Source organism: Halothiobacillus sp. (assembly GCF_028710545.1).
In the GTDB taxonomy this organism is placed as follows: domain Bacteria; phylum Pseudomonadota; class Gammaproteobacteria; order Halothiobacillales; family Halothiobacillaceae; genus Halothiobacillus.
Genome location: NZ_JAQTTX010000021.1, coordinates 24,518 through 46,030, shown reverse-complemented (window position 1 = coordinate 46,030; position 21,513 = coordinate 24,518). Strand labels below are relative to the sequence as shown.

At 56.1% G+C, this 21,513-nt stretch carries 20 protein-coding genes; 8 read left to right on the top strand and 12 right to left on the bottom strand.

Going from position 1 to position 21,513, the window contains the following annotated elements:
* The first annotated feature begins 304 nt into the window (after positions 1–304).
* The 4 genes from folD (at position 305) to PHD44_RS06025 (ending at position 3,799) form a co-directional block, all read left to right on the top strand.
* Positions 305–1,165, top strand: a complete 861-nt coding sequence (gene folD, locus PHD44_RS06040) for a bifunctional methylenetetrahydrofolate dehydrogenase/methenyltetrahydrofolate cyclohydrolase FolD (RefSeq protein WP_300189223.1) — start codon at positions 305–307, stop codon at positions 1,163–1,165.
* A 59-nt stretch (positions 1,166–1,224) separates the two neighbouring features.
* Positions 1,225–1,902 (top strand): ribonuclease T, encoded by a 678-nt coding sequence (gene rnt, locus PHD44_RS06035; protein ID WP_300189228.1) that lies wholly within the window; start codon positions 1,225–1,227, stop codon positions 1,900–1,902.
* A gap of 128 nt (positions 1,903–2,030) precedes the next feature.
* Positions 2,031–2,948, top strand: coding sequence for an alpha/beta hydrolase (locus PHD44_RS06030; RefSeq protein WP_300189221.1), 918 nt, complete (start codon positions 2,031–2,033; stop codon positions 2,946–2,948).
* 317 nt (positions 2,949–3,265) lie between these two features.
* Entirely contained in the window at positions 3,266–3,799 is a 534-nt protein-coding gene (locus PHD44_RS06025; protein ID WP_300189218.1) for a DUF4124 domain-containing protein, read from the top strand.
* Between the two features lie 535 nt (positions 3,800–4,334).
* Here the strand turns inward: PHD44_RS06025 and PHD44_RS06020 are convergent.
* A complete protein-coding gene (locus PHD44_RS06020) occupies positions 4,335–4,685 on the bottom strand; it encodes a DUF3147 family protein (RefSeq protein ID WP_300189215.1) in 351 nt (116 codons plus the stop codon).
* Between the two features lie 175 nt (positions 4,686–4,860).
* Here PHD44_RS06020 and metE point away from each other — a divergent pair, with 175 nt between their 5' ends.
* On the top strand, positions 4,861–7,146 hold the full coding sequence (gene metE / locus PHD44_RS06015; RefSeq protein ID WP_300189213.1) for a 5-methyltetrahydropteroyltriglutamate--homocysteine S-methyltransferase: 2,286 nt from the start codon (positions 4,861–4,863) through the stop codon (positions 7,144–7,146).
* A 107-nt stretch (positions 7,147–7,253) separates the two neighbouring features.
* On the opposite strand, the gene PHD44_RS06010 is transcribed toward metE, so the two are convergent.
* The 3 genes from PHD44_RS06010 to PHD44_RS06000 are packed head-to-tail and all read right to left on the bottom strand — an operon-like array spanning position 7,254 to position 9,774.
* Entirely contained in the window at positions 7,254–8,681 is a 1,428-nt protein-coding gene (locus PHD44_RS06010; protein WP_300189226.1) for a PhoH family protein, read from the bottom strand.
* Positions 8,682–8,738: 57 nt separating this feature from the next.
* Complete coding sequence (locus PHD44_RS06005; protein WP_300189211.1) at positions 8,739–9,209, bottom strand: peroxiredoxin; 471 nt, start codon at positions 9,207–9,209, stop codon at positions 8,739–8,741.
* Positions 9,210–9,240: 31 nt separating this feature from the next.
* Positions 9,241–9,774, bottom strand: a complete 534-nt coding sequence (locus PHD44_RS06000) for an ACT domain-containing protein (RefSeq protein WP_300189208.1) — start codon at positions 9,772–9,774, stop codon at positions 9,241–9,243.
* Between the two features lie 246 nt (positions 9,775–10,020).
* On the opposite strand from PHD44_RS06000, the gene PHD44_RS05995 reads away from it, so the two are divergent.
* Complete coding sequence (locus tag PHD44_RS05995) at positions 10,021–10,590, top strand: DUF302 domain-containing protein (protein ID WP_300189205.1); 570 nt, start codon at positions 10,021–10,023, stop codon at positions 10,588–10,590.
* A 187-nt stretch (positions 10,591–10,777) separates the two neighbouring features.
* Here PHD44_RS05995 and PHD44_RS05990 read toward each other — a convergent pair whose 3' ends face one another.
* Positions 10,778–11,716, bottom strand: a complete 939-nt coding sequence (locus PHD44_RS05990; protein ID WP_300189203.1) for a LysR family transcriptional regulator — start codon at positions 11,714–11,716, stop codon at positions 10,778–10,780.
* 274 nt (positions 11,717–11,990) lie between these two features.
* Between PHD44_RS05990 and PHD44_RS05985 the strand changes: the two genes are divergently transcribed.
* Positions 11,991–12,434, top strand: a complete 444-nt coding sequence (locus PHD44_RS05985) for a DUF4124 domain-containing protein (RefSeq protein WP_300189200.1) — start codon at positions 11,991–11,993, stop codon at positions 12,432–12,434.
* 184 nt (positions 12,435–12,618) lie between these two features.
* Positions 12,619–14,325 (top strand): proline--tRNA ligase, encoded by a 1,707-nt coding sequence (locus tag PHD44_RS05980; protein WP_300189197.1) that lies wholly within the window; start codon positions 12,619–12,621, stop codon positions 14,323–14,325.
* A 225-nt stretch (positions 14,326–14,550) separates the two neighbouring features.
* Here the strand turns inward: PHD44_RS05980 and PHD44_RS05975 are convergent, their stop codons facing one another.
* From PHD44_RS05975 to PHD44_RS05945, 7 genes are all read right to left on the bottom strand, one after another.
* Positions 14,551–15,237, bottom strand: coding sequence for an acylneuraminate cytidylyltransferase family protein (locus PHD44_RS05975; protein WP_300189195.1), 687 nt, complete (start codon positions 15,235–15,237; stop codon positions 14,551–14,553).
* On the bottom strand, positions 15,230–16,291 hold the full coding sequence (locus PHD44_RS05970; RefSeq protein WP_300189193.1) for a nucleotidyltransferase family protein: 1,062 nt from the start codon (positions 16,289–16,291) through the stop codon (positions 15,230–15,232). Before PHD44_RS05970 ends, PHD44_RS05975 begins: the two co-directional genes overlap by 8 nt.
* A 1-nt stretch (position 16,292) precedes the next feature.
* Entirely contained in the window at positions 16,293–16,937 is a 645-nt protein-coding gene (locus PHD44_RS05965) for an acetyltransferase (protein ID WP_300189190.1), read from the bottom strand.
* Positions 16,930–18,009 carry an N-acetylneuraminate synthase gene (neuB, locus tag PHD44_RS05960; protein ID WP_300189188.1) on the bottom strand — a complete coding sequence of 360 codons (1,080 nt, stop codon included), beginning with the start codon at positions 18,007–18,009 and terminating at the stop codon, positions 16,930–16,932. Before neuB ends, PHD44_RS05965 begins: the two co-directional genes overlap by 8 nt.
* 66 nt (positions 18,010–18,075) lie before the next feature.
* Positions 18,076–19,254 carry a UDP-N-acetylglucosamine 2-epimerase gene (neuC, locus tag PHD44_RS05955; RefSeq protein WP_300189186.1) on the bottom strand — a complete coding sequence of 393 codons (1,179 nt, stop codon included), beginning with the start codon at positions 19,252–19,254 and terminating at the stop codon, positions 18,076–18,078.
* On the bottom strand, positions 19,254–20,408 hold the full coding sequence (locus PHD44_RS05950) for a LegC family aminotransferase (protein WP_300189184.1): 1,155 nt from the start codon (positions 20,406–20,408) through the stop codon (positions 19,254–19,256). The genes neuC and PHD44_RS05950 overlap by 1 nt, the downstream gene beginning before the upstream one ends.
* Positions 20,401–21,432, bottom strand: a complete 1,032-nt coding sequence (locus tag PHD44_RS05945) for an NAD-dependent 4,6-dehydratase LegB (RefSeq protein ID WP_300189180.1) — start codon at positions 21,430–21,432, stop codon at positions 20,401–20,403. Before PHD44_RS05945 ends, PHD44_RS05950 begins: the two co-directional genes overlap by 8 nt.
* Positions 21,433–21,513 lie beyond the last annotated feature (81 nt).

Here is a 21,513-nt window from a genome sequence, read left to right as displayed (position 1 = left end):
TGAGCCTGATGGTACTGGCAAATCTTTACTTGCTGCGCGGGAGACTGGCGGCATGAACACAGGGAAAATCTGCCCAAAAACCGTCGAAATGCTGAAATTTGGGGAGATTTTCAGCCAAAACCGGCTCCTCAAGCGAAAAAAATCGCGTTGAACGTCAGCCGCCCAGTATTTTCGATTCAATCAGAGCTTCCTTAGCCAAACACTGATTCACTGCCTTCGATTCATTGAGCACATGACAGGCTTCATGCGACAATTCACCCCCCATTTTCCATTGCATCCGGCCAACCCATAAGGCACAAACCACATGACGGCACACATACTGGATGGTCGAGCATTATCGGCCTCGCTGCAAACCGCATTCGCAGAAGAAATCACCGCCGCGGCATCCAAGGGTATTCGTCCGCCGGGGCTTGCCGTGATTCAGGTGGGCGATGACCCGGCCTCCAGCGTCTATGTGGCGAACAAGCGCAAAACCTGCGAAAAGATCGGCATGTATTCCGTTTCCAAGGATCTTGCGGCGGATATTTCCCAGGCCGAACTGAACGCACTGGTCGATCAGTACAACGCCGACCCGGTCATTGATGGCATTCTGGTTCAGCTCCCCCTGCCCGCCCATCTGAGTGCTGCAGAAATTATCGAGCGCATTCATCCCAGCAAGGATGTGGACGGCTTTCACCCGGAGAACATCGGCAAACTCGCGATTCGCCAACCGGCGCTGCGCCCCTGCACGCCCTTTGGTGTGATGAAGCTGCTCGAAACAGCAAAGCTGGATTTATATGGCATGGAAGCGGTCGTCGTGGGCGCATCGAATATCGTGGGCCGCCCCATGGCGCTCGAATTGCTGCTGGCAGGCGCGACCGTCACCGTGACCCACCGCTTCACCCGTGATCTTGAGGCGCATGTACGCCGGGCCGATCTGCTCGTCGTCGCGGCAGGCAAGCCCGGGTTGGTGCGTGGCGACTGGATCAAGCCCGGCGCGATCGTCGTCGATGTCGGCATTCACCGACAAAAAGACGGCAGCCTGTGCGGTGATGTCGATTTTGCCGCTGCCGCCGAACGCGCTGCGTGGATCACGCCGGTGCCCGGTGGTGTCGGCCCAATGACCATCGCCATGCTGATGCACAACACCGTGCAATCCTGGCGCGAGCGGGTGGCCTGCTCTTGAGTAATCAAAGCTTGAGTGGCCCGAACCCTGTGCAACAGGACACGCCCGACTTCACCGAGATTGCCACGGCACTCACCACATCCAAAAAAAACGACTGGAACATCGCACGGCGCTTTCGCGGCTTTATGCCGGTGGTGGTTGATGTCGAAACCGGTGGTTTGAATCCACAAACCGATGCCCTGCTCGAACTGGCCGCCGTGCTGCTGGATGTCGATGCCAACGGCAAGATCATTCCCGTCGATCGCATCCAGATTCATGTGCAACCGTTTGCGGGGGCCAACCTCAACCCCACGTCGATGAAAATTAACGGCATCGATATCGATCATCCGTTTCGCGGCGCGGTGAGTGAGGCCGAAGCGCTCAAAGAATTTTTCCAGCCGATTCGTCAGCGCGTCAAACTCAACGGCGCACGGCGGGCGGTGCTGGTCGGCCACAATGCGGCATTCGACCTCGCAGTCATCAACGCCGCCTGTGAACGCACGGGAAATAAAAAGAATCCATTCCACCCCTTCTCGACCTTCGACACCGTGACCCTATCGGCACTGGCCGTCGGTGAAACCGTGCTCGCCAAGGCGCTGGAGGCCATCGGCCTGGAATGGGACAGCCAACAGGCCCACGGCGCGCTCTACGATGCCGAGCAAACCGCCGAGCTGTTCTGCCGCATCGTCAACAACTTCTCCACCAGCAGTGGCCGCGCGGCCATGCGCGTGCCGAACCCGGTCAATCCCGCAAAATAACCACCACACGATCGATGGACTAAGCTGTTAACCGGGTGTGTCTGCATCCAAAGGGCGCCGTCCTTCGTACACAAAAGCGTCAATACCCGTCTCTTATTGCGTTCGCTTTATTGTTGTGGATTGTTTTGATGAAAAAACCCTGGTGGTCTGTACTTATTTTTCTATTGATCTCATTTGGTCTGCAGGGTTGCTCCGGGGTGACCATACTGAACACCTTATCGCCCCGGGATGGCGTTCAAGTGACCCGCTCGATTGTGTTTGATCGCCAGCATGAATTAAAGCTGGATGTGTACCAACCAGCGAATGCGCATGCCGCACCGGTGATCGTCTTTTTCTGGGGCGGTCGGTGGGAGGACGGCGATAAATCGATGTATCGTTTCGTGGGCGCAGAGCTTGCCAGCAAAGGCTTTGTCGTGGTCATCCCCAACTATCGACTGTATCCCGATGTCACCTTCCCGGCCTTTGTGAACGACTCGGCCAAGGCCGTGGCGTGGACCCACGAACACATCAGCCAGTACGGCGGCAGTACCAACAAAGTCGTGCTGATGGGGCATTCCGCCGGCGCCTACAATGCGGCGATGCTGGCCTTGAATCCTGCCTACTTAAAAGCCGTGGGAGGTTCTCGCCAGTGGATTCGCGGCATGATCGGCCTGGGCGGCCCGTATGATTTCCTGCCCTTGGTCGAGCCCGACCTCAAAGCCATTTTCGGCCCGCCCAGCCAATACCCCGTCACCCAGCCCATTCATTGGGCCGATGGCACCAACCCGCCCATGCTGTTGATCGAGAGCCGTGCCGACACGATCGTCTACCCGAAAAACACCCGTAATCTGTATGCCAAAATCAAGGAGAACGGTGGGCCGGTCGAGAAATTCATGGTGGATGATTTAAGCCATCCCATGCTGATCGGGGTGGTTTCAAATGTGCTGTCGTCGCAATCGCCCATATTGCAAAAAATCGTGTCGTTTGTGGTTCAGGTGACATCGGAAAAACAAGTGCGCCAAGACGAGGAATCATCCGGCTCGCTGGCTCCCCCGAATCATCCCTGAATCGGATTTCAGTGATTCGATCGGTACCCGATTATCACAGGGTACACGCGCATCGCAGCCGTCAGCTGCATGGATTGAACAACAGTTATTTGCGCATGGGTGTTTGACATATCACCCCATATGTGAAGCATAATATCAAACACCTCGATAAAGACGGGCAACACAGATCAATGAATGATCAATTTAGAAAAGACGTATGATTGCGTTCAATAAAGGTAAGACTTAATTGCACACATCGGACAGATCGACTTGAGCCAAAGAGCCCGCATCTTGGGCTGACTAGATTCATTCCACCTCCATAAAACAGGAGTAATACAATGCTCTATAAATCAGTGTTTATTTTCCTGATTGGTATCGCAGCTGCCCATGCTGATATTTACAAATGCAAAGACGCCAACGGACAAATCACATTCAGCCAATTGCCGTGTGGCGGTGTAGAACAGCAAAACATTACTGGATCGGTCAAGTCAGAAATGCCATCAGTTAGGCAAATTGGTACTCAAGATGATGACGATTACTTAAAGAGATACAGTGGCCCGGTTGATTTTTCAGATTCTTCGGACTACGGGAATTTTTCTAAGGCAGCTGCAATTATTTCGGTAGCTTCACAAAAAGGACGAGACTGCGAATGGGCCATTAAAGTGGATCATAAGTACAACAAATGCCAAGACTTTATTGCCTTTACCGTCGAAGGCAATAGATTTAGTCAAGCTGTTAATTATCTTAAAACTTTAACAAAAAATAATTCAGGCGATATCAGCGCATCGGATTGGAATTCTGTTAATTACGATATGAAAAATGTTATTAAATATAAGAATTTTGCCATCCAGTCGTTCAGCTCTGGCCGTTAATCAACAAAGCGTAACATGATCCATCAGCATCGCCGGTGCGCCTTCCTGAATTTAACATATCACCCACGCGCCTGATGGCAACAGGTCCTTAAAGGGGCACAGTACTTGTACTGCGCTGTGCACTAAACCTCCAATAGGCGGTTCTCTGCCTCACCTTTGGCCAGACAACTCAAGCGCAGGTGACGCAGTTGAGTTGATAAATATACCGGAGGGCACCTCGAAAAACCGTCACGAGCGGCCCGAGTGCAAGGCGGCCGGAGCGCAGTGACCGAGACATATCAAATAGATAGGCGAGGGAGCGAGCACCGCCCAACGCAGCAATCGGCGCGCGCAGTAGGTTTTTCGAGGTGCCCCGGACTGTTTTCATAAGAGTGGCGCCCGCTGCACCAGCGGTATGCATGGGTCGGGATCGCGTTGTGATGATGGTTTTCTGTGGATGCCGAGATCATCCTCAGCCGAAAAGCCACCGACAACCTGAAGGCTTTGTCTTTTCCGGAGTACGAAGTTTTGTTGGCGCGATAACGACCTAACTATGTCAAAGCAGGTCCACCCCGAAACGCCGCATAACGAGCGCGAACATCCAGAAAATCACCATGGTCAGAACAATGCAGACAATGAGCGTCGGCCAGAAACCGATGCGCTGCAACAGGGCTGGAAAAACCAGGAACATTGGCAAGGTCGGCAGCACATACCAGAAGGTGTACCAGGCGTGATTGGCGATTTTTTCTTCGGACTGCTGCCCGACATGCAGCCAGATCAAGGCCATGATGGTCACCAGCGGTAACGCGCCGAGCAAGCCTCCGAGCTTGTCACTGCGTTTGGCCATCTCGGATACAAGGATGATCACTCCGGCCGTGACCAGATACTTCGTTATCAACCAACCCACTGCGTACACTCCATAATTTTCCCGATTGCCCAAGAACAAACAATCTGTTCGATTGGCATGCCAACTTCATGCTGTTGGCTCATCATTTCATACAAATATCATCAACCAAAATCATGTTTAGTTCGCGTATCGTGAACGTTGTTAATCATACACGCCACTTTACGGAATTAATGACATGAGTAATTCATCAAACATAACCACACATACCTTGGGTTTTCCCCGCATTGGCGAACGCCGCGCGCTCAAGTGGGCACTGGAATCGCACTGGCGGGGCGAATCATCTGCCCAAGCGCTGCAAGCGACCGCAAAAAGCGTGCGCGAGCAAACATTTCACGCCCACAAAGAGGCTGGTATCACCCATCCGCCCGTCGGCGACTTTTCGTTTTACGACCACATGGCCGACACCGCCCTGTTGTTCGGGCAAGTGCCACACCGCTTCGGCAACACGGCCAACACGCTGGATAACCTGTTTACACTCGGGCGCGGCAAAAATGTCGCTGGGCAGAACATCGCCCCGCTGGCGATGAAAAAATGGTTCAACAGCAACTATCACTACCTCGTGCCGGAACTGGAGGCGGATCAACCCATCACGCTGGATGCCGCACGCTATCTTGATCTCGTGCGCGAGGCGTTGGCGGCGAATCCGGCGGCCAAGCCCGTTCTGGTCGGTCCGCTGACCTTCCTCTATCTGAGCCGTGGTCTGGATGAAGCCGGCAGGCTCGCCAAGGCCGAAGCGCTGGCCGCCGGGTATCAGTTGTTGTTGAACGAGCTCAAAGCCCTCGGTGTTGCCTGGGTGCAGATCGACGAGCCCATTTTGACGCTTGACTTGCCTGCTGACTGGCTGCAAGCCTTCGAACCGACCTACCACCGACTGAAAGTACCCGGAATCAAGCTCCTGCTGACCACCTATTTCGGCGATTTGAACGGCAATGTGGCGCTCGCCGCCAATCTTCCGGTGGATGGCCTGCACATTGACGCGACGATGACGCGCGATCTGATTGCCGTGGCCGACCGCCTGCCGGATTACAAAGTGCTTTCCGTCGGCATTCTCGATGGGCGCTCGATCTGGCGCGCCGATCTGGCGCCTATGTTGCAGCGATTGGCGCCCGTGTATGCCCGTCTGAAGGAACGCCTGTGGCTTGCCCCGTCCTGCTCCTTGCTGCATCTTCCGCTGGACGCCACCTTCGAGACAAAACTCCCGGAGTTTCTGCGCAATAACTTAAGCTATGCCCGCCAAAAACTCACCGAACTGAATCTGCTGGCCAGAGGACTGAGCGACGGTTGGGACAGCATCGCCCTGGAACTCAATCAGGCGGCTTCGGCCCGCGCCGAACTCGACCGCCAGCCGGGTCGCAATTCATCCACCGTACGGGCCAAGACAGAGGCGATTGCCGCAACCGAGCCTAACCGCAGTGAAGCGTTCGCAGCGCGTGCAGCGGCACAGCAGGCACGTTTCAACCTGCCGCTGCTGCCGACCACGACGATCGGTTCTTTCCCGCAGACGCATGAAATCCGAGCGGCACGCAAGGCCTTCAAGAACCGGGAACTTTCCGAGGAACAATACGAGTCCAGCATGAAGGCTGAAATCCGCCATGTGATCGAGGTTCAGGAAAAGATTGGTCTGGATGTGCTGGTGCATGGCGAAGCCGAGCGCAACGACATGGTCGAATACTTCGGCGAGCAGCTTGATGGCTTTGCCTTCACCCAGGAAGGCTGGGTGCAGTCCTACGGTTCGCGTTGCGTCAAACCGCCCATTATCTGGGGCGATGTGTACCGCAGTCGCCCGATGACGGTAGCGTGGGCACGCTATGCACAATCGCTGAGCCAGCGCCCGGTCAAGGGCATGCTGACCGGCCCGGTAACGATTCTGTTCTGGTCGTTCGTGCGCGATGATCTTTCCCGCGAGGCCGTGTGCTACCAGATTGCCGAGGCGTTACGACAGGAGATAAACGATCTCGCCGCTGCCGGCATCGGCATGATTCAGGTCGATGAACCCGCGTTCCGCGAAGGCTTGCCGCTGCGTAAAAAAGATTGGAGCGCCTACCTCGCCTGGGCCGTGCGGTCCTTCAAGCACGCCGTGGCCGATGCGCCGAAAGACGTCCAGATCCACACCCACATGTGTTACAGCGAATTCAATGACATCATCGAATCGATCGCTGCGCTGGATGCCGATGTCATCACCATCGAAACCACGCGTTCGAACATGAAACTGCTGGATGCCTTTTCAGACTTCCACTACCCCAACGCCATCGGGCCCGGCATCTACGATATTCATGCGCCGCAGATTCCGACCGTGGAAGAGATCGAACCGCGCGTTCGACTCGCGCTGGAAAAAATTCCGGCCGAACGTTTATGGATCAACCCCGATTGTGGCCTGAAAACCCGCACCTGGGCGGAAGTGATTCCTTCTCTGGAAGCCATGGTTGCGGTGGCCCGTAAATTGAGAAAAGAACTCGGCTGATCAACCGGAAGGTATTCAACCGCCCCCAGTTCAAACTTGCCCAGCAAAAAGCCCCGCCGAATCCTCGACGGGGCTTTTTCTTGTGCAAACTGTGTCAGAAATCTGACTTACAGCACTTCCGCCGCATGTTCGGCCAAACGTGACCGCTCGCCGCGCGCCAGCGTGATGTGGGCGCCGTGCGGCCAGCCTTTGAAGCGATCAACCACAAAGGTCAAGCCGGACGAGGTTTCGGTCAGATACGGCGTATCGATTTGCGCCACGTTGCCCAGACAGACCATTTTCGTGCCCGGGCCCGCCCGCGTGATCAAGGTACGCATCTGCTTGGCGGTGAGGTTCTGCGCTTCGTCGATAATGACGAACTTGTTCTGAAAGGTGCGCCCGCGCATGAAATTGAGTGAGCGGATCTTGATTCGTGAACGCAGCAGGTCATTCGTCGCTGCCCGCTCCCAACCACCGCCATCACTACCGGAATCGGTTTTGGAGAGCACCTCGAGGTTATCCATCAATGCACCCATCCACGGCGTCATTTTTTCCTCTTCGGTGCCCGGGAGAAAACCGATGTCTTCACCCACCGGAATCGTGACCCGCGTCATGATGATCTCACTGTACCGGTTCTTTTCCAATGTGAGCGCCAGCGCGGCTGCCAGAGTCAACAAGGTTTTACCGGTACCCGCCTGACCCAGCAAGGTGACGAAATCCACTTCGGGGTCCATCAGATGATTCAGGGCAAAACTCTGCTCGCGATTGCGTGCCGTGATGCCCCAGACCGATTGCCGTTCGTGCTGAAAATTAATCGCACTCTCGACCACGGCCGATCCATCTGCGTCAATCTCGCGCACAATGCCGGAAAAAGGCGTTGCACCCTCGATGAACACGCACAGATTCACATACCACTCGGACGTCTGCGGGCCATGCACCCGATAGAATGCCCGCCCTTCTTCCTGCCAGGATTCCAGCGCCTTGCCGTGGTTATCCCAGAAATCATCGGTTAACTGCACGATCCCGCTATGCAGCAGCGATACGTCATCCAGTACCTGATCGTTATGGTAATCCTCGGCCTTGAGGCCCAAGGCGGTCGCCTTGATCCGCAGGTTGATGTCTTTGGACACCAGGATGACATCCCGATCGGTGATCCGATGGCGCAAGGCCAACGTGACGCCCAGAATTTGATTGTCCGGGCGGCCACCGGGCATGTTTGCGGGCAGCTCAATCGACTCATTATCGGTTTGCAGGAACAGGCGCCCGGCTTCCGAGGACCGCTCGTTGTTTTTCGACAGCAAGGGGCTTTGAATCGGCAACCCCTGATTGATATTTGCCAGATCCGCATCCTGCAACAAATCGTCCAGAAAACGACTGACCTGACGCACATTGCGCGCGGTTTCGCTGGTGCCCTTTTTGCCATTATCCAGCTCTTCGATCACCATCATCGGCAGATAGATGTCATGTTCCATGAAGCGGAAAATCGACGTCGGATCGTGCATCAGCACATTGGTATCCAGTACAAACAGGCACTTTCTCTGGCGCGTGTGATTAATCATCGAATACTCGGCCTCCCAGGCTGCTTACGAAAATAGAATCCATGGATTACCAACTCACCGGGCTTCCCGGATGGTTGCCAGTACCGCCTCGGCATGGCCGGGCACCTTCACTTTGCGCCATACGGCATGAATATGTCCATCCGGGGAGATCAAAAAAGTACTGCGTTCAATACCTTCAAAGGTCTTGCCATACATTTTCTTTTCACGAATCACGTCAAACACCCGTGAGACCGTTTGCTCCGTATCGGCAATCAACGGGAATGTCAGCCCCTGCTTTGCACAGAATCGAGCATGACTCGCCTGATCATCATTCGACACGCCGACGACAACGGCATTGACTTCATCGAATGCCGGCAGCAACCGCTGAAAATCCTGCGCTTCGGTCGTACAACCCGGTGTATTGTCGCGAGGATAAAAATAAAGCACCAACCACTTGCCCGAATAGGTTGTTTCACTGATTTGATCGCCTTCGGTCGTGGTGCCTGTAAATGAAGGCGCCGCCGATCCCCTAATCAATTCCGCCATTTGTTCCTCCTGCTATCCAAATTAAAGCGCGCTAAAACCCACGTTCCGGCTCGATGGCCGCGTCCAGGTTCAGGTTATCGCAGAGATCAAAAAAATCCGACTTGAATTGCCCCAGATGACACCGTGCAGGGATATCGATCTGCACACGCATCTGAATCAACCGCTCGCTACTGCGGGCCGGACGATAGGCCCGCGTGGACAATTCCCGGACACTCACGCCCTGCTGAGCAAAGAATCGAGTGATAACGGCGGCAATATCACAAGATGCCAGACCGATCGCATCAACCACGTAAGGCAGAACCGGCTCGCGCTCGGCAACGGTTTGTTCATGTTGAACCTGAATATCGACACCGAGTCGCTGCGCGAACTCACGCAGGGCCGACTCAACTCGTGTGACCCGATCCCAGTTACCAGAAATGCGCAGAGCCAACGCCATACGCTGTTCAAACGACAACATGTGGCTATCAAGGGCGCGACACTGCTGCTGTTGAATCAAGGCCAGAAGATCGGCCAGATGGGCCGCACCCATCGGACCGAACAGATTAACGATCAACTGGGTTTGCATATGGCCTTCGCGTGAATGTATCGATGGGTTCGATTCTAGTGGATTTATCCTCGAACAGGGGGATCTAAAAACCAACCCCTTCAGATTTCATAAAAGTGTAGAATCCCAGTGCTGAACTGGGTTTATTAGCAGTTCACTATATTAACCGTGTTTATTCTTGATGAACTAAATCAGTTTGTCAGCGTTTACTAATGCAGTAACAATGAACAGGCTACATAGATAGAAACAAACAAACGGGGTGAGTCAATGCGTAATCTCTTGAAAGCATCTGTACTGGGTGTGGCGATCATTTCTCTTTCGGGCTGTGGCTTTTTGTCGATCAAAGACAAGCTCGATCCGCAAGCGATGGATATCTACAGCGGCATGTATGACCGCTTTGTCAGCAGCGGCGGCGACTTGGGCGCGGCCACCGTATGGCGCATGGAAGTCGATAAAGGTTTGAGCCCTGAAGATATCAAAAACAGTATCGAATCGGCATCAGTGGGCACCGGCCTGAAAAACGTAGGTGAAATGCCACTGTCCAAGCAGTTGGAACTGGAAACAGGCAAAAAGCAACGTTACCTGATGATTTATCAATACTGCAGCCCTTCAATTGCACGTCAGGCTGTTGATTTCAGCCCTTATTTTTCAGCCTACCTGCCTTGCCGTATCGCTGTAGTCGAAGACAAAGAAGGCCGTTACTGGCTGTATGGCCTGAATATGGACATGTTCGTCCACGGCGGCAAGAACATGCCTGAGCCGTTCAAATCCAACGCGCAGCACGTACGTGATTCAATGTACAAGATGATGGAAGCGGGCGCACACGGCGGCTTCTGATCCGACTCAGCTGGTGGTCTCCACCGGCTAGTGCAAAAACCCCGGATAGCTCCGGGGTTTTTTTATTGCCTGCTGTTTTAACCCCAGATACAAAAAAACCACCGTATCAAGGTGGTTTTTTACTGTTGATCAACGCGGAAGAGGGATTACCGTTCGACCAGCCACTCAGCGTCCAAGAACAATCAGGTCAACTTGCGGTATTCGTCTGAATGCTTTCCAGATCCTGCATCGGCGAGCTGTTACTGCAGTAATCCCGCGAGAATTCCAGCAAATCCTCCATTGCCGGCAGACGGAACTTGTGCCGCTGCCGGACAAAAGAAAAATCACGGTACAGACGCGGATTCAGCGGCACGGCCTTGAGCAGCCCCAGCTTGAGTTCTTTGGTAATGCCGGATGAAGACATGATCGACAAACCCATACCCGCCTGAACTGCGCCCTTGATTGCTTCCGGGCTACCAAGCTCCATACAGACATCCCAACCATCTGAATAACCATGCTCAACCAGATAATTGAGTACCATTTCCCGCGTACCAGAGCCTTCTTCACGGCAGATGAAGTCATACGACATGAGCTGTTCGAGAGATACCGACTCCAGATCGGCCAATTTATGGTCAGGCGGAAGAATGACGACCAGTTCATCACGGCGGCAGGTTTCCACCAGCAGATTCTTGTTCCCCACCGTACCTTCCACAATCGCAAGATCGACCACATTGTGCTCAACCATGGAAACAACCGATTCGGTGTTACCCACTTTCAAGCGCACGGCGAGGTCTCGATGTTTGAGGCGGAATTTGCCCAACAGGGCCGGCAGCATGTTCTCTGCAATCGTCATGCTCGCACCGATATTAAGTGAGCCGCCAACCTCACCCGTCATCTCTTTGACACGGCGATCCATCTCGTCGTACAGCTCGAACATGCGTTCGGATATTTCGTACACCACATGGCCGACATCCGTCAGCGTGACGCGGTTATGTGTTCGATCAAACAGGCGGGTATCAAAATGCTCCTCCAACTGACGAACCTGGAACGTGACGGCCGGCTGAGTCATGTGCAAGGCTTCTGCCGCCTTGGTAAAACTCAACAAGCGGGCGACGGTGTTGAACACCTTAAGACGTCGATCTGCCATGAAGAAAACTCACCTTCGTGTTGTGAATCCAGATAGTGTATCAAGCCCATTTATCATTTGCGACATTACTGCGCGAAACTAAGCATTTTTCTGCATATTGTTCATCGACACACCCAAGGCAGCAGACGAAAAAGCACAAACCCGTCTTTTCGATGATTCATCCGACAGTTCCATCAATCCTCGGAGCAGTTGAACAATTGGTTCAAAACGTTATGCTACCCCTCTCACAACATCAAAGGGACGCGATATTATGCGAGGCTCAAGGAAAATAGCATTGATTGCATTAACAGCCGCGGCGACAGTCATGTTTTCCGCCGCCAGTCTGGCTGATGGCTCTACCCAGATATATAAATGGGTCGACAAAAACGGCGAAACGCATTTCAGCCAACTCCCACCGAAACAAGGCGAAGCCCAGGTCGTCAACCCGGATTACGCCACTCCGGGCAGTAATGAAGAAAGCATGGCCGCGCCTGCAGAAAAATCACAAGACGAAACCAAGAAACCCTTGGCACCAGACCAACCCGTTTTGGCAATAAATAAAAAGGAAGCGGCCAAAGCCTGCGAAACGGCCAAAGCCCAGATCAAGATGCTGCAGGACGGGCAAAATCAACTGATGACTCAGGACGCCGATGGCAAGTACCGCCCATTGACTTCAGAAGAAATCGCCAGCCGCCTGAAACAAGCGCAGGATGTAGCCAATAAGGCCTGTGTCCAGTAATACCAGGTGCGCACCGGCTTGGGCCTATTAGCCACCTGACGGGCGTGATCCGCACGCGAACACGCTCGGCAATATTCGCCAAATCATGTCAAAATACTGCGTTTACAACCGACATAACGCCGTAGTCTCTCGCACCCGATAGGCGCAAGCGGCACGCCCCAGAACCTTTTGAGACCAAGCCCACATGCGCAGTTCGCAATTCCCGCTAAACACCCTGAAAGAAACCCCGACCGAAGCCGAGATCGTCAGCCATCAATTGATGCTGCGTGCCGGCATGATCCGACGACTGTCCTCGGGTTTATACACCTGGAGCCCGCTTGGGCTGCGTGTCTTGCGCAAAGTGGAAGCGGTCGTTCGCGAGGAAATGGAGCGGATTGGCGCGCTGGAACTGCTGATGCCCGCCATTCAACCTGCCGAGCTGTGGCAGGAATCCGGCCGCTGGCAGAAATACGGCCCGGAATTGCTGCGCGTCAAAGATCGCCATGATCGCGAGTTCTGCGTCGGCCCCACGCACGAAGAAGTCATCACCGATTACGCCCGTCGGGAGCTCAAAAGCTACCGCCAGTTGCCGATCTGCTACTACCAGATTCAAACCAAATTCCGCGATGAGATTCGCCCGCGCTTCGGTGTCATGCGTGCCCGCGAATTCATTATGAAGGATGCCTACTCGTTTCATGCCGATGTGGCATCACTGCGTGTCACCTACCAGGCCATGTATGACGCCTATTCGCGCATTTTCACCCGCCTGGGTTTGAAATTCCGCGCGGTGGAAGCCGATACCGGCTCGATTGGCGGCAAAGGCTCCCACGAGTTTCACGTTCTGGCCGATTCGGGCGAAGATGCCATTGCCTATGCGGTCAATGGCGATTACGCCGCCAACATCGAAATGGCGCCCACCTTCCCCGCAAAATCGGGCCGCGCCCCGGCCACGGCCAGCTTGACGCGTGTCGCCACACCCGGCGCCAAAACCATCGACGAAGTGGCCGCCTTCTTGAGCGTACCCAGCAACCGGATTCTCAAAACCTTGCTTGTGCGCGGGCGGGAAACGTCTGTCGTAGCCGTTGTGCTGCGCGGCGACCACGAATTGAACGACATCAAGGCAGCCAAACATCCGCTGATCGCCGATCCGTTTGAGTTCATCCCGCCAGCGGAAGCGTTTACACACACGGGGGCGAACGTCGGCTCCATCGGCCCGATCGATTTGAACATGCCCGTCATCGCCGACTTTGCGGCAGCTGACTGCGCGGATTTTGTCTGCGGCGCCAACGAAGATGGCTGGCATCTGACCGGCGTGAACTGGGGACGCGACCTGCCCGAGCCAGAAACCGCCGATCTTCGTAACGCCGTCGAAGGCGATCCGGCACCCGATGGTCAGAGCGTTCTTGCCATCGCCCGAGGCATCGAAGTCGGTCATGTATTCCAGTTGGGCACCACCTACAGCGAGAAAATGCACTGCGAATTCCTGGACGAAGCGGGCAAACCCGCCACCGCCATCATGGGCTGCTACGGCATTGGTGTCTCCCGCATCGTAGCTGCCGCCATCGAACAGAATCACGATGAAAACGGGATTGTCTGGCCCGTCCCCCTCGCCCCATTCGAAATCGCCATCGTTCCCATCAACGGCCACCGCGCGCCCGCAGTTCAAGCCGAAGCCGAGCGGCTGGAAGCCGAACTCACAAGCTTAGGTTTCAGCGTGCTGCTCGACGATCGCGGCCTGCGCCCCGGTGTTGCGTTTGCCGACATGGAACTCATCGGCATCCCCTTACGCATCGTGGTGAGCGAGCGCGGCCTTGCCGCGGGTGAATATGAGACCCGACTGCGCTGGGAAAGTGAGAACAAGAGCGTCGCCGCCGACCAGGTGCTCGACTGGGTCGGCAAGAACTTGAAATAAAAGGCGTCGTTCCGACCCTGTTGCTGCAACGAAGCGATGGGGCAGGTAGCGAGCGGGGGCAGAGCCCCCCTTAGGTAAATGCTGATTTATTCCATCCATGGAATAAATCAGCTCGCTCATCGCGGTACACGCCCGCGATGGCTCTCACGAATCAAAGACTTACGTCTTTGTTCGTGTTGGGGCATCCTGCCCCAAGCGGGACGCACTGAATAAATCAGCGCTTCCTTAGTAGTTTTCCAGCAGACACTCAGCCAGTTGAAAATCGAACAGGGTATCGATGTCTACCGAGCGCGCGGGCGGCATGACATAGGCCACGGTTTCTTCGGTCAGAAAACTGAGCGACATTCTTAGCCATTCAGTTTTCGCCACATAAACCGCGCCATTCAGGGCGTACAAATCAGGCAAATCCTGTCGCCTTACCGGTCGTTGTTCGGCAGGAAGAAACGAACGCATACGGCACTCTGCGCCGACCTCAAACATCCACCACGGGCTGGCGGGCGCTTCGCAAACGCTTACACAGGCTGGCGCATTCGTTTTCAGGCATTGCTCGATCGCAGCATCGATATCCGCGGCCAGCCGTAAAGGGGATGTGGGTTGAAGCAGGACAACCCACTCAAACCCAGCAAGCTGATCGAGCGCGTGCAGCACGACATCCATGCCCGGCGTGGCATCGCCCGCCAATGACGCGGGGCGTCGAAAGGGCGTTTCCGCCCCTTGATCGCGGGCGACGGCCAGAATTTCTTCATCGTCCGAGGAAACCACAATCCGCGAAACATAACGGCTGGCGCGCGCGGCCTCGATGCTCCAACCGATCAACGGTCTGCCCTTCAACGGGCGAATATTCTTGCCGGGCAAGCCCTTGCTCCCGCCCCGCGCGGGAATGAGCGCTAACATCGATCCGATGTCAGACACGCTGCAACACCGATGCAGCGTCGTTCTGCGCCAGTTCGAAGTCATTCATCCGACCGATATCCAGCCAGTATTCATGCACCGGGAACATCCGCACGGAACGTCCGGCGGTGATCTCTGATTTCAGCAGATCCGGCATATCGACCCGCGTATCGGCGGCCATCGAATGCACCACCTGTGGCGCCAGCACATAAATACCCGCGCTCACAAAGAAGTGCTGCGTGGGTTTTTCAGTGATGTTGGTGATGCGCTGATCTTCATGCTCGATCACGCCGTAGGGCACCTGAAAATCATATTGACGGGTACAAACCGTCGCGGCGGGCGTGTGGCGATCATGATCCTGCAACAGCGCCTCGTAATTTACGCGGGTCATGATGTCGCCATTAACGACGATGATCGGGCGCTGCACGGCATCGCGCGGCAAGAGCCCCAAACACCCCGCCGTGCCCAGCGGCGTGTCTTCGTGGATGTATTGAATCGACACCCCGAAGCGGCTGCCGTCCTTGAAATGCTCGATCACCTGCTCGCGCAGGTAATGCACCGAGATGTAAAAACGATAGAAGCCGTAGTCGATCAAATCCTGCAGGATGTGCTCCAGCATCGGCTTTCCGCCCACCTTCAGCATCGGCTTGGGGCAGGAATCCGTCAAGGGCCGCAGCCGAGTACCAAAGCCGCCCGCCATCAGAAACACCGGGTTTTCCAGCCGCGGCCGCTTCATCAGATCGGTCATGGTTTCAAGCCCGACCAACTTGCCGTCACGATCCACGATCGGCACCTGCAACACCTGAGCACTGCCCAGAAGTTGCAGCGCCTCGGCTCGACTATAACCTGCCGCCAGACTCCGCGGCTTGGCGTTCATGACCTCCGAAACGGGCGCCTCCAACGACATATGCCGCAGGATACCCCGCCGGATATCACCGTCGGTTACCGTACCGATGAGGCGCCCGTCATCATCCAGCACCAATGCGATCTGTTTGACACCCTGATCGATGACCTCGATCGCCCGATGCAGCGAATCCGACACACGCAACCGAATTTTATGCCATTGCTCGCTCAATCTACTTCTCCTTGATTCCTTGATGCGGGTGTCCCGGAATGAAACGGGTATCTGCTGGCAATGATCGGAGCAATGTTGCCCCGGCCCCTACCTCGGCGCGTGAACCAATTTCCACGCCCTGGATGACAATGGCACCCGCGCCGACAAACACGCGCTCACCCGCACTCACCCCGCCGCAGAGCACTGCCCCGGGCGCGACATGACTATGAGCACCAAGATGACAATGATGATCGAGAGAAGCCCGTGTGTTGATCAGCACGTTATCCCCGATCACTGCCTGGGCCTGCACCACTACCCCGGCCAGTATCTGCACGCCCTGCCCCAAATGCACGCTGCGTGCCACCACGGCCGAAGGATGGACAAGGGTGGGCACTTCCAAACCCTTCGTCATCAACTCGACATAAAGCGTCGAACGCAAACAAGCCTGATTCGGCATCAAGCCGACGCCCAGCGCGTAGACATAATCCGCAGCAGACGGTTGATCCAGAAAATCATCAGCACCCAACACGGGCAGACCCTGCCAATGGCTGCCCGCCGAAAATTCAGGCGTCAGTACGCCCGCAACCTCGTGTCCCAGGCACTCGATCAGATCGCGGATCACGGCGGCGTGTCCACCCGTGCCCAGAATAATGAAGGGTTTAGTCAACGATCAAGCTCCCCGCCGGGTAGTCCCGCCTCGCCGTTTTACCGAGCAGTTCCCAATACCCGATGGGCGATAATCCGGTACCGGGGCGCATCACAGTCAAATTATCTGTTGTAAACGGCTCCCCAGCACGAATCGGCACCCGCGCGACCAGACTTTTGCGCGCCACACGGGCCGTGGAAAGCTCCGCCGCCTGCGGACGCTTGATGCCGTCGCCCAATGCCTTGGAAACATCCCGAATGCCGCGAATCATTTGGGTTAATTCATCCGGTTCCAGCGATGCCGCATGATCCGGCCCCTCCAGATGGCGATCCAGCGTGAAATGCTTTTCAACGACACGGGCGCCGCGAGCCACAGCGGCAATACTCATGGCGATGCCCAGCGTGTGGTCGGAATAACCGACCGGCAACCCAAACGCCGCCGAGAGCGTGTCCATGGCGCGTAGATTAATGGCTTGCGGCGCGGCGGGATAATCGCTGGTGCAATGCAAAAGTGTCACGCCCGACTTCAATGCCGCCTGACCTTCCGCCGAGGCATAGGCCGCCTTGAATGCATCCACGGACGGCTGTTCATCCGCGCCCGCAATTCGGCCGAACGCAATCACCCCCAGCGCCTGTTCGATCTCCGCCAGATTCGCCATACCCGTGGAAACGATCAATTCGGCACCCGTGCGTGCATGTTCGAGCACGAAGGGCGCATTGGTCAGCTCGCCGGAAGGCAGTTTCAGACGCTTCAAGCCCACCTCCTCAACCAAGAATCGCAGGCTTTGCGAATCGAAGGCGGTCGAGAGAAACTCCAAACCCAACCGTTCGGCCTCACGCTTGAGTTCGTGATGAAGATCGGCAGAGAGTTCAAGCCGCTTGAGCATCGCGTACTGCGACTCACGTGCGCCCGTCGCGCGTTGCTGGTATTCGGCTTTGGGAGCATCGGCGGTGACGAGCAATTCAGCCTTGAAGGTCTGGAACTTGACCACATCAGCACCGGCCTTGGCGGCCGCTTCAACCAAGCCGAACGCCAGATCAGCCTGGCCATTATGGTTCACGCCCGCTTCGGCGATGATCAACGGTTGACTCATGAAAACGCCTCTTTTGGCGGGTGATTGGGACGCATGTTCTGTTCTTCCCTACTCATGACTGTCCATTTAGGACATCCGGCTTGCCCGATCGGGCAGATCGAAAAACGGTTTGCGCCCCAGTTCTGAAAGATTAACCGAACGCAATACCGCCAGCATCCGCCCCGATGCATCGCCCGCGCCATAGGGGTTTTCCATCGTCGGCAACAATGATTGGAACTCTGGTTCCACGGCTCGGGCAATCGCCTGCTCAATCGAAAACCGTTCGGCAACGCAATCGATGACGCTTCTGGCGCGCAGACGACCTTTCTGGCGATCACCGATATTCACGGTGGCCGCCCCAAAGGTTGGGGCCTCGATAATGCCACTGGACGAGTTGCCGATCACGACCTGAACCTGACGCATCAGCGAAAGATAGCGCAACTGTCCCAGCGAGGCATAAAGGCGGCAACGGTCGAGATGCCGCGCAACATAAGCCTCGAGCGCAGGGATGATCGCCCGCCCGCCGGGGTCGGCATTGGGCAGCGTGAACACGATGTGAGCATCGGGGAAGGCATCCAGAGCCGCCAACAACTGCCGACATTGGCTGACAGCGTCCTCGATATCGAGCGTGGCCGGATGAAAAGTAACGAGGAAATTGAGCACGCCCAGGCGAAAGTCGAGCGCCGCTTCCAAATCTACCCGATCCAGCAACGGTGTTCGGCGGACATGATCCAGGCCGGGTGCGCCGACATTGAATACTCGATCCGGCTGTTCGCCCATCTGGATCACGCGCTGCCGATAGGCTTCCGCCGCCGTGAAATGCACGGCGGACAGCTTGGTGATGGCGTGGCGGAATCCTTCATCCAGAGCGCCTTCCGTCACCTCCCCGCCGTGAATATGGGCAATCGGAATGCGCAAGGTGAACGCCGCACTGGCCGCCGCCAGCATTTCAAACCGATCGCCCAGAATCACGACCAGATCGGGCGCCAAACGCGACAGCGCATCGGAGAACCCGATCAACCCGACGCCCATCGCATGGGCGACCGCCTGCGGACTGTCGGACGACAACTGCAAATCGACGCGAGCGGCGATGGGAAAACCATCCCGTTCAATCACATCGACGGTGTGGCCGAATTCCGTCATCAGGTGCATGCCGCTCACAATCAATTGCAAGTCGATGCTTTCTACCTGATGCAGGTCGTGAATCAACCAGTACAGCAAACCGTAATCGGCTCGCGTACCGGTGATGACTGCGATTCTTCGCATCACGAACGACCGTCAGTGAGGGCTGAACTGGGGATATTCACCAGCGTATCCGCCAAGGCGTCCGTGACCGGCAACGGCTCACGCACTCCCGAGGCATACATCGGCAAACGGTGCATCGGCGTCCACAGCGGCCGGGTCATCACCCCCGATTCGTTCGTGGCGGCAAGGAAGGCATCACGCGTTTGCCGATCAGACAGTCGCAGCGCATTGAGCCAGTAGTTGCTTCGCGCGCCCTGAGGTTCGGGCACGAATACCCAACCGTTGGCCGCGCACCACTGCGCGTATCGGGACGCCACTTCGCGCTTGCTGGCGAGCAGACCGGGCAAGCGGGACATTTGCGCGACGCCGAATGCCGCATTCAGATTCGGCAGGCGGTAGTTGTAGCCCACTTCATCATGCTCGAACGCCCAGGGGTGCGGCTTTTTCGCGGTGGTCGTCAGGTGCTTTGCGCGAGCGGCAAGTACCTCGTCATCGGTCACGATCATGCCGCCGCCGCCCGTGGTGATGACTTTATTGCCATTGAAGCTGAACACCCCCATTCGCCCGAAGGTGCCGGTATGTGCGTTGCCGACGGTGCTACCGAGCGACTCCGCCGCGTCCTCGACCAGCATCAACGACCATTCGTCACAGATGGGTTTTATGGCATTGATATCCGCCGGATGCCCGAGGGTATGCATCGGCACGCAAGCGCGAATTCGCCGCCCTGTCGCCCGTTCGAAAGAGCCCTCTGCCCGCCGTTCCGCATGGCGTTCAAGCCAGCTTTGAAGTGCCACGGGCGAGAGGCCGAGCGTGTGTTCGTCCACATCGATAAACAGCGGGTCGGCACCGCAATAATGAATGGCGTTGCAGGTGGCGATAAAGCTCAACGACTGGGTGATGACCAGATCGCCCGGCCGCACGCCCGCAACCAAGAGTGCGATGTGCAAGGCCGCCGTGCCATTGACCGTCGCCACTGCGTATTTGGCGCCCGTAAACTCGGCAATCGCCCGCTCGAACTCGGTGACAAACGCACCCACGCTGGAAACGAAGGTTGAATCGATCGCCGCGGCGACAGCTTCTTTCTCGGGATTTCCCATGACCGGCGCGTGCAGCGGGATCGGGGCCGATGGCTCGTCGTACAGCGCTCGGACAAACTGAATGAATTCGTCAAACATTGTAGATATCGGTCTTGTAGCGGCGCAGGTTGTCCGGATTCGTGAACCAATCGATCGTGCGCGCGAGCCCTTGCCGGATATCAACCTCGGGTTTGAAGCCGGTCAACGAGTGAATCTTGCTGTTGTCGCACCACAGACGGAATACTTCGGAATTGGTGGGTCGAACGCGCTGATCGTCATGTACTACTTCGATGTCGCTGCCCATCAATTCTCGGATCAGATGCAAGGTGTCCCCGATCGAAATCTCGAAGTTCGAGCCGATATTAACCACCTCGCCAACCGTCGCCTCGCTCTCGGCCAGGGCAATGAACCCGCGACAGGTGTCTTCGACATAATTGAAATCGCGTGTCGGTGACAAATCGCCCAGTTCGATTCGCGGCCTGCCGGAAGCGATTTGGCTGATGATGGTCGGGATCACCGCTCGGGCGGACTGACGTGGGCCGTAGGTATTGAATGGCCGGGCGACCGTGAGCGGCAGGCTGAAACTGTTCTGGAAACTCTGGGCAATCGCATCGGCACCAATTTTGGATGCGCTATACGGCGACTGTGGCTGGAGCGGATGCTTCTCGTCGATCGGCACGTAGCACGCCGTGCCGTATACCTCGCTGGTCGAGGTGTGAATGACTCGCTTCACGCCCGCATCCAGAGCCGCCTGGCATACATTCAATGTGCCACGCACGTTGGTATCCACGTAACTATCCGGGGCGATATACGAATACGGAATGGCGATCAGTGCCGCCAGATGAAACACAACATCGACATCCTTCATCATGTGTCGGCAGAAGTGGGCGTCGCGAATATCGCCGGCAACGACCTCGATGGCGTCCTTGCAAGCCACATCTTCCAGCCAGCCCCAATGGTTAAAGCTGTTGTACTGAGCCAGCGCCCGCACCGAGTAGCCGCGTGAGACCAGCATCTCGACAAGGTGAGAGCCGATAAATCCATCTGCTCCGGTGACCAGTGCACGCACCCCATCAGGCGACCGGGAGCCCGGATGATCCAGCGTATTTTTTTCCATTGTCATTTCCGAAAAATCCAAGTGGTGATTTATTGCAGCCTTGTTTCGACTCGCACAAAACAACCCGGACGCCATTGCCTAAAAAAT

Excerpts from the sequence above, each read along its gene's own strand:
- PHD44_RS06005 (WP_300189211.1), bottom strand. The coding sequence starts at position 9,209 with ATGGCGGAATTGATTAGGGGATCGGCGGCGCCTTCATTTACAGGCACC.
- neuC (WP_300189186.1), bottom strand. The coding sequence starts at position 19,254 with ATGCGAAGAATCGCAGTCATCACCGGTACGCGAGCCGATTACGGTTTG.
- folD (WP_300189223.1), top strand. The coding sequence starts at position 305 with ATGACGGCACACATACTGGATGGTCGAGCATTATCGGCCTCGCTGCAA.
- neuB (WP_300189188.1), bottom strand. The coding sequence starts at position 18,009 with ATGAGTCAACCGTTGATCATCGCCGAAGCGGGCGTGAACCATAATGGC.
- PHD44_RS05995 (WP_300189205.1), top strand. The coding sequence starts at position 10,021 with ATGCGTAATCTCTTGAAAGCATCTGTACTGGGTGTGGCGATCATTTCT.
- PHD44_RS05980 (WP_300189197.1), top strand. The coding sequence starts at position 12,619 with ATGCGCAGTTCGCAATTCCCGCTAAACACCCTGAAAGAAACCCCGACC.
- PHD44_RS06025 (WP_300189218.1), top strand. The coding sequence starts at position 3,266 with ATGCTCTATAAATCAGTGTTTATTTTCCTGATTGGTATCGCAGCTGCC.
- PHD44_RS05950 (WP_300189184.1), bottom strand. The coding sequence starts at position 20,408 with ATGTTTGACGAATTCATTCAGTTTGTCCGAGCGCTGTACGACGAGCCA.
- PHD44_RS06000 (WP_300189208.1), bottom strand. The coding sequence starts at position 9,774 with ATGCAAACCCAGTTGATCGTTAATCTGTTCGGTCCGATGGGTGCGGCC.
- PHD44_RS05945 (WP_300189180.1), bottom strand. The coding sequence starts at position 21,432 with ATGACAATGGAAAAAAATACGCTGGATCATCCGGGCTCCCGGTCGCCT.
- PHD44_RS06030 (WP_300189221.1), top strand. The coding sequence starts at position 2,031 with ATGAAAAAACCCTGGTGGTCTGTACTTATTTTTCTATTGATCTCATTT.
- metE (WP_300189213.1), top strand. The coding sequence starts at position 4,861 with ATGAGTAATTCATCAAACATAACCACACATACCTTGGGTTTTCCCCGC.
- PHD44_RS05990 (WP_300189203.1), bottom strand. The coding sequence starts at position 11,716 with ATGGCAGATCGACGTCTTAAGGTGTTCAACACCGTCGCCCGCTTGTTG.